Annotated in this window: 17 protein-coding genes; 7 read left to right on the forward strand and 10 right to left on the reverse strand. The window is 64.9% G+C overall.

Annotated features, from left to right (window positions below):
- Nucleotides 1–8 precede the first annotated feature (8 nt).
- A complete protein-coding gene (locus U1702_RS10265; RefSeq protein WP_332724066.1) occupies nucleotides 9–578 on the reverse strand; it encodes a hypothetical protein in 570 nt (189 codons plus the stop codon).
- A gap of 150 nt (nucleotides 579–728) precedes the next feature.
- Nucleotides 729–1,844 carry a helix-turn-helix transcriptional regulator gene (locus U1702_RS10270; protein WP_332724068.1) on the reverse strand — a complete coding sequence of 372 codons (1,116 nt, stop codon included), beginning with the start codon at nucleotides 1,842–1,844 and terminating at the stop codon, nucleotides 729–731.
- 122 nt (nucleotides 1,845–1,966) lie between these two features.
- Between U1702_RS10270 and U1702_RS10275 the strand changes: the two genes are divergently transcribed.
- Together U1702_RS10275 and U1702_RS10280 are read left to right on the forward strand one after the other, a co-directional pair.
- The gene (locus U1702_RS10275) at nucleotides 1,967–2,386 is read left to right on the forward strand and encodes a DUF1801 domain-containing protein (RefSeq protein WP_332724070.1); all 420 of its coding nucleotides are present in this window, start codon (nucleotides 1,967–1,969) and stop codon (nucleotides 2,384–2,386) included.
- Between the two features lie 154 nt (nucleotides 2,387–2,540).
- Nucleotides 2,541–2,918 carry an EF-hand domain-containing protein gene (locus U1702_RS10280; RefSeq protein ID WP_332724072.1) on the forward strand — a complete coding sequence of 126 codons (378 nt, stop codon included), beginning with the start codon at nucleotides 2,541–2,543 and terminating at the stop codon, nucleotides 2,916–2,918.
- 3 nt (nucleotides 2,919–2,921) lie between these two features.
- Here the strand turns inward: U1702_RS10280 and U1702_RS10285 are convergent, their stop codons facing one another.
- From U1702_RS10285 to rlmN, 5 genes are read right to left on the reverse strand one after another with little or no spacing between them, the layout of a single operon-like run.
- Nucleotides 2,922–4,160, reverse strand: a complete 1,239-nt coding sequence (locus U1702_RS10285) for a class I SAM-dependent methyltransferase (RefSeq protein WP_332724074.1) — start codon at nucleotides 4,158–4,160, stop codon at nucleotides 2,922–2,924.
- Nucleotides 4,161–4,204: 44 nt separating this feature from the next.
- Nucleotides 4,205–4,954, reverse strand: a complete 750-nt coding sequence (locus U1702_RS10290; protein WP_332724076.1) for a molybdopterin-dependent oxidoreductase — start codon at nucleotides 4,952–4,954, stop codon at nucleotides 4,205–4,207.
- Entirely contained in the window at nucleotides 4,951–5,682 is a 732-nt protein-coding gene (locus U1702_RS10295) for a cytochrome b/b6 domain-containing protein (RefSeq protein ID WP_332724078.1), read from the reverse strand. The genes U1702_RS10290 and U1702_RS10295 overlap by 4 nt, the downstream gene beginning before the upstream one ends.
- Nucleotides 5,675–6,433, reverse strand: a complete 759-nt coding sequence (locus tag U1702_RS10300) for a sulfite exporter TauE/SafE family protein (protein ID WP_332724080.1) — start codon at nucleotides 6,431–6,433, stop codon at nucleotides 5,675–5,677. The genes U1702_RS10295 and U1702_RS10300 overlap by 8 nt, the downstream gene beginning before the upstream one ends.
- Entirely contained in the window at nucleotides 6,426–7,634 is a 1,209-nt protein-coding gene (gene rlmN, locus U1702_RS10305) for a dual-specificity RNA methyltransferase RlmN (RefSeq protein ID WP_503623847.1), read from the reverse strand. Before rlmN ends, U1702_RS10300 begins: the two co-directional genes overlap by 8 nt.
- A 149-nt stretch (nucleotides 7,635–7,783) precedes the next feature.
- Between rlmN and U1702_RS10310 the strand changes: the two genes are divergently transcribed.
- Nucleotides 7,784–8,170 carry a DUF4168 domain-containing protein gene (locus tag U1702_RS10310; protein WP_332724084.1) on the forward strand — a complete coding sequence of 129 codons (387 nt, stop codon included), beginning with the start codon at nucleotides 7,784–7,786 and terminating at the stop codon, nucleotides 8,168–8,170.
- A 26-nt stretch (nucleotides 8,171–8,196) separates the two neighbouring features.
- On the opposite strand, the gene U1702_RS10315 is transcribed toward U1702_RS10310, so the two are convergent.
- Complete coding sequence (locus U1702_RS10315; protein WP_332724086.1) at nucleotides 8,197–8,664, reverse strand: hypothetical protein; 468 nt, start codon at nucleotides 8,662–8,664, stop codon at nucleotides 8,197–8,199.
- Nucleotides 8,661–9,290, reverse strand: a complete 630-nt coding sequence (locus tag U1702_RS10320) for a histidine phosphatase family protein (RefSeq protein ID WP_332724088.1) — start codon at nucleotides 9,288–9,290, stop codon at nucleotides 8,661–8,663. Before U1702_RS10320 ends, U1702_RS10315 begins: the two co-directional genes overlap by 4 nt.
- A 132-nt stretch (nucleotides 9,291–9,422) precedes the next feature.
- On the opposite strand from U1702_RS10320, the gene U1702_RS10325 reads away from it, so the two are divergent.
- The 3 genes from U1702_RS10325 to U1702_RS10335 all read left to right on the forward strand — a co-directional run bounded on the left by U1702_RS10325 (nucleotide 9,423) and on the right by U1702_RS10335 (nucleotide 12,164).
- Nucleotides 9,423–10,082: an outer membrane protein gene (locus U1702_RS10325; RefSeq protein ID WP_332724090.1), complete on the forward strand. Its 660-nt coding sequence runs from the start codon at nucleotides 9,423–9,425 to the stop codon at nucleotides 10,080–10,082.
- 145 nt (nucleotides 10,083–10,227) lie between these two features.
- On the forward strand, nucleotides 10,228–11,343 hold the full coding sequence (gene dnaN, locus U1702_RS10330) for a DNA polymerase III subunit beta (RefSeq protein ID WP_332724093.1): 1,116 nt from the start codon (nucleotides 10,228–10,230) through the stop codon (nucleotides 11,341–11,343).
- Nucleotides 11,344–11,405: 62 nt separating this feature from the next.
- The gene (locus U1702_RS10335; protein ID WP_332724096.1) at nucleotides 11,406–12,164 is read left to right on the forward strand and encodes a Coq4 family protein; all 759 of its coding nucleotides are present in this window, start codon (nucleotides 11,406–11,408) and stop codon (nucleotides 12,162–12,164) included.
- On the opposite strand, the gene U1702_RS10340 is transcribed toward U1702_RS10335, so the two are convergent.
- On the reverse strand, nucleotides 12,161–12,844 hold the full coding sequence (locus U1702_RS10340) for a hypothetical protein (RefSeq protein WP_332724097.1): 684 nt from the start codon (nucleotides 12,842–12,844) through the stop codon (nucleotides 12,161–12,163). The genes U1702_RS10335 and U1702_RS10340 overlap by 4 nt on opposite strands.
- Nucleotides 12,845–12,915: 71 nt before the next feature.
- Between U1702_RS10340 and recF the strand changes: the two genes are divergently transcribed.
- Nucleotides 12,916–13,977, forward strand: coding sequence for a DNA replication/repair protein RecF (recF, locus tag U1702_RS10345; RefSeq protein ID WP_332724099.1), 1,062 nt, complete (start codon nucleotides 12,916–12,918; stop codon nucleotides 13,975–13,977).
- Nucleotides 13,978–14,040: the final 63 nt, after the last annotated feature.

Genomic DNA, 14,040 nt, shown 5'->3' on the forward strand with positions numbered 1-14,040 from the left:
GGCCGGGTTCAGCGCTTTTTGGTCAGGCAGCAGCGGTCGAGCTGAATCTGAACGGCCTGCACCATCGTGTCGTCCTGCACCGCGACGCTGATGGTGTTGTTGCTGTTCATCATCGCCAGCATCGCCGGGGTGAGTACGATCGTCTTGGTCACGACCGTCCCGGCCGGGGTGCCGAGCGGCCAGATATAGCCACCCGATCCGGCGATACCGGCACCGTTATGCCACAGGCCGAACGAGTCATTGCCCGCGTCCGACGCCGTTCTGGCGGACGCCACCGCCAGCGATTTCATGCGGATCGTCACCTTGCCGCTCATTACCTGGCAGCAGCCGTCATCTTTCCACTGGAAGGTGTGGAGAAACATCTTGTTCTGCGCCGTCCCGTTCAAATTGGTGCGCGCCACCCCCCATACGGCAGGCGTGAACTGGCTTTGCACGGGCGAAGCGCTGGCGGGCGCGATCGTCTGATATTGCGGATCTGGGCACATCATCGGGCGCGGCTTCGGCTTGACCTGAGTGATCGCCGGACTGGCGCTCGACAGCAAGGCAAGCAGGACGGCGGCGGACAGCATCTTTTTCATGGCAGGCCCTTTGCTAGGTCCGCGAACCCTTATGGGCTGCGGTATCGTCAGGGTCGGGCGTTGGCCCGTGTGGCAGGACGATGGTGTCCGCCCACCCGCCCGGCATGTCGATACGCGCCATATGGTCCGATCGGACCAGCCGCCGGAGTGTCAGGCGAGGCGGCCAAGCAGTTGAATAAGCTCCGCCTGATTGGTCGCGCCGCATTTCTCGAAGATCGAATGCAGGTGATTGCGCGCCGTGTTGAGCGCCATCCCCGCTCGCGCTGCGGCCGGATGCAGGCTGGCACACTGGATCAACGCGATCGCCAGATCGGCCTCCCGCGCGGTCAGGCCGAAGGTGGCGGTCAGCGTCGCCGTCAGTGGCACGTCAATCCGTGCCAGATCATGGATATGGACCACGCAGGCAATGCTGTGCGCGGACAGAAAGCGTTCGCTGGCCGGTGTCGGCATCACCCGAACCAGATACGGGCGCAGTCCCGACGGCCGGTTAATCAGCGTCACGCCGCCCGGTGGCCCGCCATCCCCGGCCATCGCCAGCGCCGCACTGCGGATCAGCCCGTGCAGACGGCGCGTCTCCGGCCCGCGCCGCGCCGCCAGCGCGCCGCCGTTCCACGCCAGCCCGTCATCCTGCGCGAAGATCGCGGCCGCAGCTTCGTTCACGAACACCGGTGCCCCCGTGCGATCGAGCAGGACCACGCCGTCGGCCCGCCGCGACAGCGCCTCGATCAACGCGATCTGCGTCGCCGCGCGAAGTTCGGTCACCTGGCCTAGCGCGCATGCCTGTTCCACGAACGGCGCGATCCGCCGAAAGGCCGCGATCGTCTCGACCGTCGCATGCCCCTCAGCCGCGGTGCTCAGCAGCGTGAAATAGCCCGGCCCGCCGTGCGGCAGCCGCACCACCATGCCCAGTTGGTACTTCACGCCCAGCGCATCGACGCTGCGGCGGCAATTCGGGTCGCGATTGATCGCATCGACATCGTAGAGTGCGTGATCGAAATAGATCGAGCCCGGCTTTACCCCCAGTAGATACGGGGTGCGCGGGTCGTTGGCGAACAGCTCGCTGGCATAGTGGTTGTTCGCATAATCAGCCGCGCGGCCGTGGCATTCGGCCGTGAAAATGCCGGTCGCCGCGTCCTGCATCGTCATCACGGCGGCACTGTGCCCGAAACAATCGGCGGCCGTTCCCAGTGTCGATATCCAGCTTGCTTCGCCCGTTGCCGCAGCAAACAGCGCGGCGACTACCCGGTCGTGACTCCCCTCGTCCATCTTGACGGCCCCCCAGCCGAGTCGCAGGATAGTCGAAACGAGATCGTAACGATAGCGGCAAGTAACAACGTTGCGGACATGGCTGAAATAGCTATCGTCGCGGCGAATTCGGGAAGAATCCAGTGGCGGACATCAAGACAAAACCCACCGCAATCACCGTCGCCGACTTTATCGACGCTGTGCCCGACGCGACGCGACGTGCGGATGCCAAGATCGTCTGCGCGATGATGGAACGGATTACCGGTGAGGCACCGCGCATGTGGGGACCATCCATCATCGGCTTTGGCAGCTATCACTATAAATATGACAGCGGCCATGAAGGGACGATGTGCCGCCTGGGCTTTTCGCCGCGCAAGGCGCAGCAGGTGCTCTACATCCTCACCGGCGCGGCGGAGCAGGACGAGCAACTCGCGCGGCTGGGCAAGCACAAGAACGGCAAATCGTGTCTGTACATCAACAAGCTGGCCGATGTGGACATGGGCGTTCTAGAGGAAATGACACGCGACTCGCTCGCCTGGATGAACGCGAAATATCCGGTTTAGTCAGGCGGCACCGGCCCGCTCCCCCACCCGGCCACCCATTCGATAATATGCTGTGGGTGGCCGGGTGGGGGAGCGGGCCGGTGCCGCTTCAACGTAGCTGCAACGAATCTGACCGTTCAATTGCCAGTCATGCCGGTTCGGCTATGCAGGGGCAATGTTGATCGCCCTCACTTTGCTCGCATTACAGACCCAGCCAATGGGTGTCGCCCCCGGCCCGCTTCCCAAGGCTGAGGCGGACCGCCGCGTCGCCGAACGCTTTGCCGATCTCGACCTGAACGAGGATGGCAGCATCGAACGCGACGAGGTTCGTGCGCGGTTCGACTTCGACGCCAGCACCGACGCGACGTTCACCGCCGCGCAAAAGGCGAAAAAGGCGAGCGACCCGCGCGCCTCCGTCGAAGCCCGCCTCCCCGCCTTCGCCCGCGCGGATGCGTGGTTTGTTGCGGTCGATACCGATAAGGACGGCAAGATCGCCCGCGCCGAACTGGCCGCGCATATGGGTGCGGATGGGGAGCAGCTGTGGGTCAAGTAGCGGCTACCGCAGCCCTTTCTCCGCCTCCGCCATGTAATCCCGCGTGATTGGCAATGCCGTCCGCGAGCGCGAATATTGCAGCTGATAATTGACCAGCCCGCCATTGCGGAACGCGATCAGTGATCCAGCGAGGTAGAAGGTCCACATGCGGAAGAAGCGCTCGTCGTATAGCGCGACGATCTCCGCCCGCGCCGCCATCGCGCGGTCGTACCAGCGCTGAAGCGTGTAGGCGTAATGCAGCCGCAGCACTTCAACGTCGGTCAGGAAGAACCGCAACCCTTCATGCCCGCGCAGGATTTCCGACAGCGCGGGGATATAGCCGCCGGGGAAGATGTATTTGGCGGTGAACGCGTCGGTGACGCCCGGTGCGCCGGCGCGACCGATGGTGTGGAGCAGCATCACGCCCTCCACGGTCATCATCTCGCGGCATTTGCGGAAAAAGGTCCGGTAATGCGCCGTGCCGACATGCTCGAACATGCCGACCGAGACGATGCGGTCGAACGTGCCGCCAAATTTCTGAGGGGTGACGTGGCGGTAGTCGATCAGCTCGAATTTCACCTTGTCCGCCACGCCCGCCGCCTCGGCCCGCTCGCGCGCGACCTTGAGCTGTTCCTCGCTCAGCGTGATGCCCAGCACCTCCACCCCGGTCTTTTCGTGCAGATAGAGCGCCAGACCGCCCCAGCCACAGCCGATATCGAGTACGCGCATCCCCGGCGCCAGCGCCAGCTTGGCGGCGATATGCGCCTTCTTGTCGGCCTGTGCCTGTTCCAAACCGTTCGCCGGATCGGTGAAATAGGCCATGCTATATTGCCGGTCGGCATCGAGAAACAGGTCGTAGAGCGACCCCGACAGGTCGTAATGATGCGCGACATTGCGCTTCGACCGCCGCGCCATGTTGATCCGGTCGAGGCGAAAGCGCACCGCGTTGAACGCTCGTTTGACCGCGCTGGAGTGCAGGTTTGCGCTGGATTCTTCCCATTTATTGTTGCCGGTGACGAGATTGAGCAGCGACAATATGTCACCGCTCTCGATCACCAAGCGTCCGTCCATATAGGCCTCCGCCGCGCCCAACGACGGATCGGTGACGATTCCGCGCCCGGCACCTGGGGTCGTGAAACGGACGGTGACAGGGGCAAATTCCGGGTCGGGCGTGCCGAAGGTGCGCGCGGTGCCGTCGGCATGGATTACCGTGAGCTCGCCGCGCTTCACAGCGCGGGTGAAGAAATGATCGATCAGCGCCATGGGTTCAAGCTAATGCCGCGAACCCTGTTCGCAAGTGCGGAAAGCTAAATCCCGGCATACCATTCGTAATCCGCGACATCCTCCCACAGCCCGCCCTTGCCGCCATAGATGCCGTCGAGCGATGCCACCGCCTCGATCCGCATGACATACTTCGCGTGCTTGTAGCCCAGCTGCCGCTCGACCCGCAGGCGCAGCGGCGCACCGTGCGGCACCGGCAATGTGCGATTGTTCATTGCCCAGGCCAGGATCGTCTGGGGGTGGAAGGCGTCGATCAGATCGGTCGATTCATAATAAGGCCGCCCGTACAGCAGATCGGCGCAGTGAAAGACGAGATAGCGGGCGGTGTCGCGCAGCCCCGCGAGGTTCAGCACGGTCGAGAGCGTCGGCCCGTGCCAGCGTCCGATCGCGCTCCATCCCTCGACGCAATCGTGGCGCGTGATCTGCACCCGTTGCGGCATCATGCGCAGATCGGCGAGTGACAGCGACAGCGGGCGCGCGACCAGCCCGTCGACCGTCAACCGCCAGTCCGCGAAATTATTGGTGATCATCGCGCCATAGGCGTCGCCCGCCGGACGCGTCGTGCCGTTGGCGCGGAAGCGCGGCGACAGGTCCGCCGCAGCAAACTCGCGGGCCAGCGCGTTGCGGTCGGTCAGCGTGCGCTGCAGGCTTTGATGCACCGCCTCCGCCTTGAACAACAGGCCACGGCCCGCCTCGCTCTTGCCGATGGCGTCGCAACCGGCGACCAGCCCGCCAGCCCCGGCGATCAGCAGGTTGCGGCGTGTGATGATCGTCATTTCGGCACCAGCCACTTGCCCGTAATCATCGACCGCACTTCGTTGAACGCGCCCGCCAGTATCACGAGCGCCAGATGCACGACGATGAACCCCGCGAGCAGCATCGACACGATGAAATGGATCGACCGCGCGCTTTGCCGACCGCCGAACACATCCAGCAACCACGGCCACGCCGCGTTCATCCCCGGCGACATCGTCAGCCCGGTGAAGATCACCAGCGGCAGCAGTACGAAGATCACGCCGGCATAGGCCAGCTTCTGGAAGATGTTGTACGCGCGCGGATTGGCCGGATCGTGGAATTCCAGCCGAGCATGCGCCCTAGCATCGGCGATCAGATGCGCCGCCGCCAGCTCCCTTGCCCGGATGCGCAGGTCGCGCTGGAAATGCCGGTTGAGCAGGCTGACGATCATATAGGCGAGCAGCGCGAACCCCAGCACCAGCGCGAAGAAGAGATGCCAGCGGCGCGCCAGCGCAAGGTTGTAGGTCGACGGAATCGTCAGCCACCCCGGCACTCGCCCCGTTTCAAACAGCCAGATCAGTTTGAACCACGGCTTGTCGTAGTTCGCGCCATACTCGCCCCAGTAAAGCTGCCCGTGCGCGTTGAGGATCATCAGTCCGCTGCCCAGCAGCACGATCACGCTGAGCGCGGTCAGCCAGTGCCAGATACGCGTCGTCAGCGCGTGGCGGGCTATGACCGTGGGGGCCGCTGGTGGGGCTGGATCATCCATAGGCTCGGGCGAAGAACAGGATCGTCGTTCCGGCGGTCACAAGCAAGGTCCATATCCGCACGACACGCGGCGACAGTTTCTTGCCGATTGCCGCGCCCGCCCAGCCGCCGATGACCGACCCGGCCAGCATCGGCAGGCACGCCCACCACCACATCATCGCGAACCCGATAAACACGAACGCCGCCGCCAGATTGGCCACCGCCAGCATCAGCGTGCGGATCGCAAACAGCGCGCGCGGCTGGATATTCGCCAGCAGGCCATAGGTCGCCGTGGTCATTAGGCCCACGCCACCCCCGAAATAGCCACCATAGACGCCCAGCAAAGACTGCGCCGCGATCAGCGTGGGCCGCCCGATCGTGACGCGGGCATGCAGCCAGTCCGCCGCACTTTTCCCGAACAGCATCACCACGAACGCGAACAGCAACAACCACGGGATGACGATATCGAACGTCTCGGTCGGGGTCAGTACCAGCAACAAGCTGCCCGCGATCCCCGCAACGAACGTGATCCCCGCCAGCAACGCGACCGACAGCCCGGCCACCGGCCCCAACTCGTCCCGAAACCCCCACGCACTCGCCGCCGCGCCCGGCAACAGCGCCACGTTGGACGTCGCATTGGCGATGTTGGCGGGCAGGCCGAGCGCGATCAGCGCAGGCAGCGTCGCAAACGACCCGCCCCCGGCCAGCCCGTTCATCGCGCCGCCAATAATTCCAGCAGCGGCGGCAAGCGCCAGCCCAGCCGGATCAGCCAAGCGCGGCCTGCTTCTCCTCGGCCAGCCGATCCAGTTCCGCCCGCGATTTCCGCTCGCTCGCGGTCTTCAGCTGTCCGCACGCCGCATCGATATCGCGCCCGCGCGGGGTGCGCGCCGGGGCGGATATACCGGCACCGAACACGATCTGCTGAAACGCCTTGATCCGCTCCGGCGTCGAGCATTCATAGGGCGCGCCGGGCCACGGGTTGAACGGGATCAGATTGACCTTGGCGGGCAGCTTATAGTGCTTGATGAGGCGCACCAGTTCGCGCGCATCGGCATCGCTGTCGTTCTTGTCCTTCAGCATCACATACTCAAACGTGATCCGCCGCGCATTGTTCGCGCCGGGATAGTCGGCACACGCCTGCAACAGCTCCTCGATGCCGTATTTGCGGTTGATCGGCACGATCTCGTCGCGGACTTCCTTGGTCACCGCGTGCAGCGATACCGCGAGGTTCACCCCGATCTCCTCGCCCGCGCGCGCCATCATCGGCACCACGCCGCTGGTGGAGAGCGTGATGCGCCGCTTGCTGAGCGCCAGCCCGTCGCCGTCCATCACGATCTTCAGCGAATCGCGCACCACCTCGAAATTATAGAGCGGCTCGCCCATCCCCATCATCACGATGTTGGTGAGCATCCGCCCCTCGGGCTGGCTCGGCCATTCGCCCAGCGCGTCGCGCGCCAGCATGACCTGGCCGACGATTTCCGCCGGCTCCAGGTTGCGCACCAGCCGCATCGTGCCGGTGTGGCAGAAACGGCAGTTGAGCGTGCAGCCGACCTGTGATGACACGCACAGCGTTCCGCGATCGGCGTCCGGGATGAACACCATCTCGTAATCCTGCGCATCGTCCGATCGCAGCAGCCATTTGCGCGTCCCGTCGGTCGAGACCTGCGCTTCCACCACCTGTGGCCGGCTGATGACGAAGCGCTGCTGAAGCCAGGGCTGCATCGTCTTGGCGATATCGGTCATCAACGTGAAATCGGTAACGCCGCGATTGTAGATCCAGTGCCACAATTGTTTGGCACGCAGTTTCGCCTGTTTCGGCTCCAGCTGCGCCGTCTCCAGCGCCATGCGCAGGTCGAGCTTCGACAGGCCGAGCAAGTCGATTCGCCCGTCCGCGCGGGGCTTGAAACTGCGCGGCACGGGCACGGGATCGATGTGCCCGGGGATGGGCATGAGGGCCGCTGAAACTGTCTGCATATCGCACATATAGCGAAAAATCGGGCACATTTCCACTCCCCGGCCCATCCCGCGCAAGCCACGGCGCGTCGATCCCGGGTTGCGACGACGGGATCGAGTGGGAAGTCTTGGCGTTGGGGGCAAGATTTTCCCGTGTTTGGAGTAGTCGAATGATGAAGTTTCGCCATGCCGCGCTGATCGCCGGTGCCACGCTGATCGCCGGTGCCACGCTGATCGCCACCCCCGCGCTGGCGCAGGACGCGCCTGCCGCACCCGCAGCACCTGAGGCTGCGGCCCCGGTGCCCGCGACAGCTGCCCCTGTGACCGATGCCGAGATCAAGCAGTTCGCCAAGGCCGCACTCGCCGCCGACAAGGTGAGCAAGGACGCCGCGATCCCGGCCGCCGACAAACAGAAACAGATGGCCAGCGCGGTTGAATCCAGCGGCCTTGCGCCCGTCCGCTTCAACGAAATCGCTCAGGCCGCCCAAGCCGACACGGCGCTTCAACAGCGCGTTCAGGCGGCAGTCGTCGCAGAACAACAGGCCGTAGCGAAGTAAGCAGCCCCCGGGTTGCGCAGCGTGCCCTAGCGCCGCGCGCAGCCCATGGCGGCGGCGTCGATCGCGGTGGCTGCACCCTTCAGGGCATAGACATCGGCGAACGCGCCGCCGCCCCTTGCCAGACTTTCGACGCTCATGCTGCGGCTGGATCGGATCGCAGCCACGATTGCCGCGTCGGTGCGGGCATCGGGTGCCCAGGCATCGCTCGCCCCCGCCGTAAGCTCGAAACGGCGTTCGCCGATTGACAGTGTGACCTTTGCCCGTGGATCGCGGGCACGACTCAAGCGCACATGGAGCTGGTTGCGCGCGCCGCCACGCGGCCAGTTCGCCACGCTGGCGAATGCTTCGCGCCGCGCGCCCTGCGCCGGCTGGCTGATTGCATAGCAGCGCGCCGGCGCGGCGTCGCGGAATGCACCCCAGCCATCGAACACGCCCAGCGATTCGCGGCCCTGGCCCTGCACCGCCGCCAGCAGCATGAGCGCGGCGATCATCATGCCGGGGCGTGCCCGGTGCCGGTATGCATGACCGTCTCGACCCCATTCTCGATCATTACCACCGACCCCTGCGGCAGACCGGCGGCAATCGGTGCGTCGAATTCGGGATGCGCGGACTCCCCGGTCATCACCCCGCGCAGCACGCGGCTGGAAATACCGTGCATGATGACCAGCCGGTCGCCGGGATCGTCATCGGTATCCGCCAGCCATGCCGACACCCGCTGGGCAATCTGCGGGTAAACCTCGCCCTGCGGGGCGGGGCGCAAGATCCCGCCGGGGGCAACTACCTGCCCATATTCGGGCAGCAGGTCGGCATAATAGCGCCCGCCCCAAAGCCCCATGCCGATCTCGGTCAGTCGCGGCTCCTGCCGCGCGCCATGCCAGTCCAGCTCCAGATGCTCGGCGATCACCGCCAGCGTCTGCAACGCCCGCCCGGTGTCGGATGCCCATAATGTAAGCGCCGGTTTCGCCCCAAGCGCTTCACGCAACGCCCGCCCCATCTCGTCCGCCTGCGCAAATCCCGCGCGGGTTAGCGGCGTGTGCGGATGATCGCCCTGAAGACGCCGAGCGGCGTTGAAAACCGTCTCGCCATGCCGGGCAATGAAGTCGCGTCCCTGTCGTCCCATCACGCCAGCTAGGGGTTCCTGTGGCGCAAAAGCAACGGTTTTCCGCGTTTATCTGGGGTTCATGCAACTTGTGCGGCGGCGCACCATTTGGAGGACCTGCCCAATGTACGGGCTGAGTATGAGGAGTTTTTTATGCGTAATGCTTTTGCCGCGGCGCTCATCGCGTCGACCATGCTGGCCGCACCAGCCTTCGCCCAGGACGACGTCAACCCCAGCTTCACCGGCCCGCGCATCGGGATCATCGGCGGTTACGACATCGTCCGTCCCGGCAGCAGCGAGGACAGCGACATCGATGGCGACGACCAGAATGTCGACGGCTTCCTGTATGGCGTCGAGGCCGGCTATGATATTTCGATGGGCGGCGCGCTGATCGGTGTCGAAGCGGAACTGTCCGAATCGACTGGCAAGGTTCGCGCGAATTCGAGCGATCCCGATTTCTTTGGCTTTGGTGAAGTCGGCACCGGGCGCGACATCTATGTCGGCGTTCGCGCCGGCGTGCTCGCCAGCCCCGACATGCTGATCTACGCCAAGGGCGGTTACACCAATGCACGCCTGAACGTGCTGGCGTCGGACGGCGATACCGAGCTCGATCAGAATTTCGAGCTCGACGGCTGGCGCCTGGGCGCGGGCGTCGAAAAAGCGATCGGCCGCAACAGCTTCGCCAAGCTCGAATATCGCTACTCGAACTATTCGAGCGCGAATTTCGAGCTCAGCAATGGCGGCGTGACCGATGATTTCGACATCGACACCGACCGTCACCAGATCGTGGCAGGCGTCGGCTTCCGCTTCTAAGGCACGATTCCTCCACAAATGATCCACGACGAAGGGTCGGGGCGTCTTGCCCCGGCCCTTTTTCGCGTTAAGGATATCTCGAACTTCCACCGTCATTCCATTTGACGGTTGGACAAGGGCGGCCGCCCGGGGGTTTGGAATACACATGAAAGCGACGATCGAACGCGCAACTTTGTTGAGGGGCCTCAGCCACGTCCAGTCGGTGGTGGAGCGGCGCAACACGATTCCCATCCTGTCGAACGTGCTGATCGAGGCCTCGGCCGAGGGGTCGCTGCGGCTGATGGCGACCGATCTCGACCTGCAGATCGACGAAACCGTTCCGGCAGCGGTGGATCAGGCGGGCGCGATCACCGTTTCCGCGCACACATTGTTCGATATCGCGCGGAAATTGCCCGAGGGATCGCAGGTCGAACTGACTGCGGCCGAGGGGCGAATCAAGATCAATGCCGGTCGCGCCAAGTTCGAGCTCGGCACGCTGCCGCGCGACGATTTCCCGGTGATCGCGGAGGGCGAACTGCCCACCGTGTTCGAGCTGCCCGCCGAAACGCTGAAGCAGATCATCGACAAGACCCGATTCGCGATCTCGACCGAAGAGACCCGCTATTATCTGAACGGCATCTTCCTGCACGTCAGCGAGGATGGTGCATTGCCGGTGCTGAAAGCCGCCGCAACCGACGGCCACCGCCTCGCCCGCGTCACGGTGCCGCGTCCGGATGGCGCCGACGCGATGCCCGACGTGATTATACCGCGCAAATGCGTGGCGGAGCTGCGCAAGCTGCTCGACGAGGTCGACGGGTCGGTCGGCGTGTCGCTGTCGGGATCGAAAATTCGTTTCGACCTCGGCTCCGCAATCCTGACGTCCAAGCTGATCGACGGCACCTTCCCCGATTACAGCCGCGTGATCCCCACCGGCAACGACAAGATCCTCAAGATCGATCCCAAGAGTTTTATGGAAGGCGTCGATCGCGTCGCCACGATTGCGGTCGAAAAGACCCGCGCGGTCAAGATGGCGCTGGACCGCGACCGCATCACGCTGTCCGTCACCAGCCCCGAAAACGGCGCGGCGACCGAGGAAGTGCCTGGCGAATATGCCGCGCAGCCGTTCGAGATCGGCTTCAACAGCAAATATCTGCTGGAGATTCTCAGCCAGATCGACAGCGACTTGGTCGAGGTCCATCTGGCCGATGCTGCAGCACCGACGCTGATCCGCGAAAACGACAAGTCGCCGGCGTTGTACGTCCTGATGCCGATGCGAGTATAAACCCGCCTCTTGCAGATCGTTCGCTCATCGCTTATTAACACGCTTGTCAGTAAAGGCAGGCGATGATGGCGACTCAGGTTCAACCGATCGATTGGGGCAGGCCGCAACGGCGCGAATGGGGCACCGCTTTTCGAGCGCTGCTCCGCCTGCTGGGTAATGCCGACGATACGATCCAGGTGTTCCGCATCATGCGCGCGCTGAACGGCGACACGGCGGGCAAGAATTATCGCAAGCTGCTGGCGGTGCCGAATGGCGGCAAGCTTGCTTATCGCCGGGTCGAACTGGCGCAGCGCTTCTCAGACCGCGAATGGATCGATTCGCTCCCGGCAGGCAGCGTCGCCGCCGCATACCGCGATTTTCTCGACCGCACCGGTTATTCGGCACAGGGGTTGGCCGAAGTCAGCTATACCGATGCGACGTTCGAGCGTGACGTCGAGCACCCGCATGCCTGGTACGGTCGCCGCGAGCGTGATATCCACGATATCTGGCACATCCTGACCGGCTATCAGGCCGATGAGCCGTTGGGCGAGGCGTGCCTGGTCGGCTTTTCCTATGCGCAGACCGGCGGGCTTGGCTGGGCGTTTATCGGCGCGGGTGCGGCGCTCAAGAGCCTGAAAATCACCGGCAAGCGCACGTTTTTGCGCGCGGTGATCGAGGGGTATCGCCACGGCAAGCGCGCAGCATGGCTTTCGGGCGAAGATTATGAGGCATTGCTGGCCGAGCCGCTCGATGCGGCGCGAAAGCGGCTGAACATCGCCGAGCCGGTGATTTACCAGCAGGCCCAGCGCGAGTTGCGCGAGATGGGGCTGGCGGGGATCTAAACCCCAGAGGCCATTCGCTTCTTCAACGCCGCCTTGTCCAGCACCGGTGGCAGCCTGAAGCGATCGGCGGGGATCGCCCCCTTCTCGATCCGCTCCAACTCGAACACCGTGCCGAAGCGCAGCACCGCGCCCTTGTTGTACAGCGCCATCATCGCGGTCTCGAGATTGCCGGGCTTCGCGCCTAGCCCACGCGAGTTGCGCTCGATCAGCAATTTTGCGTGCATCGCCACGCCTGTGCCCAGCACCGCCAGCGCGGGATCGTCGCTGACCACTGCGTCGATCGCGCGGAGCGACGGCACGTCCTTTGGGTGAATCTTCCATTTCACGCCCGGCATTCCCGCCACCGTCGCCGCGCCGTCCTCCGCCGTCACATAATCCGGTTGCGGGCGCGACTGGCCGGCGAACGGGCCGCTCGACGGCGCTTCATCCAGCACCGCCACATAATCAGCGACCCGCCCCGCATAGGCACCCGTCGCATCGCTGGTGACGAGATACTCAGCGCTGCCCTTGTGGATCATCACCTGATCGCCAGCCGTGACCCGCGCATCGCCGTTCGCGGCTGCCTCGACCTTGAACGCGATGCCCTCCGGCTTGGCGTAATACGCCGTCACGTCCTCAAGCGGCGGCTCGCTGCACGCGGCGACCGACAATACCAACAGCGCCGACAACAAGCGTTTCATGACACTTCCCCCGCGCCACCATCCCGCAACCAGTGTTCCCCTGCAAGCACCTGCGCTAGGGATGGGTTCAAATGGCTCTTACCCGCCTCGTCCTCACCGACTTTCGCAATCATGCCGATGCTGTGCTCATGCCCGGTCCCGGCTTCGTCGTGCTGGCGGGCGATAATGGCGCGGGCAAAACCAATGTGCTGGAGGCGGTGTCGCTGCTCGCCCCCGGACGCGGGCTGCGCCGCGCGCCCCTGGGGGAGATGGCGCGGCGGGGTGGCAAAGGCGGCTTCGGCGTTGCCGCGACGCTTGCCGACAGCACCGAAATCGGCACCGGCACGCAGGCCGCCGCGCCGGAGCGCCGCATCGTGCGCATCAACGGCGCGCCCGCCGCCGCGACCGGGCTGGCGGAGTGGCTCACCGTATTGTGGCTTACCCCCGCCATGGACCGGCTGTTCGTCGAACCCGCCAGCGAGCGCCGCCGCTTTCTCGATCGCCTGACGCTTGCGCTTGCCCCGGGCCATGCGCACCACACTGCGCGTTACGAAGCCGCGATGCGCGAGCGTAACCGGCTGCTCGCTGCCGAGGAACCCGCCGATCCCGACTGGTTGACCGCGCTGGAGGCGCGCATGGCCGAGCATGGCGAAGCGATCGATGCCGCCCGCCGTGCCGCCGTCACCGCGCTCGCCGCCGCCATTGCGGACCAGCCCGAGGGGGCGTTCGCCCGCGCGACGCTCACGCTGGAAGGTGCGCCGCCATCCGATCTCGCGGCGCAACTTCGCGCCGGTCGCGCGCGCGATGCGGCAGCGGGCCGCACCCTGACCGGCCCGCACCGCCACGACCTGATCGTCACCCATCTGACCAAGGCCCAGCCCGCGCATCTCTGCTCCACGGGGGAGCAGAAGGCACTGCTGCTCGGCATCGTTTTGGCGCATGCCGAACTGGTCGCCGACCGCACGGGGCGGACCCCGATCCTCTTGCTGGACGAGGTTGCCGCGCATCTCGACCCCAGCCGCCGGGTCGCGTTGTTCGACCGGTTGGCGGGGCGCGGACAAGTGTGGATGACCGGCACGGAAGCGGAATTGTTCGACGGGATCGACGCCGCCACCCGCTATGCCGTGCGCGACGGATCGATTGTTACGGCCTGAACGCAAGCTTTCATTCCACGCCATCCGCCGTTCAAGTGCGGCTGCCTATTTCCGCTCCAGGTT

It is taken from the genome of Sphingomonas sp. LT1P40 (assembly GCF_036663835.1).
Lineage (GTDB): Bacteria > Pseudomonadota > Alphaproteobacteria > Sphingomonadales > Sphingomonadaceae > Sphingomonas.

Coding starts and splice junctions, on each gene's coding strand:
- rlmN (WP_503623847.1), bottom strand. CDS start 7,634: ATGCAGACAGTTTCAGCGGCCCTCATGCCCATCCCCGGGCACATCGAT.
- U1702_RS10295 (WP_332724078.1), bottom strand. CDS start 5,682: ATGGATGATCCAGCCCCACCAGCGGCCCCCACGGTCATAGCCCGCCAC.
- U1702_RS10340 (WP_332724097.1), bottom strand. CDS start 12,844: ATGAAACGCTTGTTGTCGGCGCTGTTGGTATTGTCGGTCGCCGCGTGC.
- U1702_RS10285 (WP_332724074.1), bottom strand. CDS start 4,160: ATGGCGCTGATCGATCATTTCTTCACCCGCGCTGTGAAGCGCGGCGAG.
- U1702_RS10325 (WP_332724090.1), top strand. CDS start 9,423: ATGCGTAATGCTTTTGCCGCGGCGCTCATCGCGTCGACCATGCTGGCC.
- U1702_RS10270 (WP_332724068.1), bottom strand. CDS start 1,844: ATGGACGAGGGGAGTCACGACCGGGTAGTCGCCGCGCTGTTTGCTGCG.
- U1702_RS10280 (WP_332724072.1), top strand. CDS start 2,541: ATGTTGATCGCCCTCACTTTGCTCGCATTACAGACCCAGCCAATGGGT.
- recF (WP_332724099.1), top strand. CDS start 12,916: ATGGCTCTTACCCGCCTCGTCCTCACCGACTTTCGCAATCATGCCGAT.
- U1702_RS10315 (WP_332724086.1), bottom strand. CDS start 8,664: ATGATGATCGCCGCGCTCATGCTGCTGGCGGCGGTGCAGGGCCAGGGC.
- U1702_RS10265 (WP_332724066.1), bottom strand. CDS start 578: ATGAAAAAGATGCTGTCCGCCGCCGTCCTGCTTGCCTTGCTGTCGAGC.
- U1702_RS10320 (WP_332724088.1), bottom strand. CDS start 9,290: ATGGGACGACAGGGACGCGACTTCATTGCCCGGCATGGCGAGACGGTT.
- U1702_RS10290 (WP_332724076.1), bottom strand. CDS start 4,954: ATGACGATCATCACACGCCGCAACCTGCTGATCGCCGGGGCTGGCGGG.
- U1702_RS10310 (WP_332724084.1), top strand. CDS start 7,784: ATGATGAAGTTTCGCCATGCCGCGCTGATCGCCGGTGCCACGCTGATC.
- U1702_RS10335 (WP_332724096.1), top strand. CDS start 11,406: ATGATGGCGACTCAGGTTCAACCGATCGATTGGGGCAGGCCGCAACGG.
- dnaN (WP_332724093.1), top strand. CDS start 10,228: ATGAAAGCGACGATCGAACGCGCAACTTTGTTGAGGGGCCTCAGCCAC.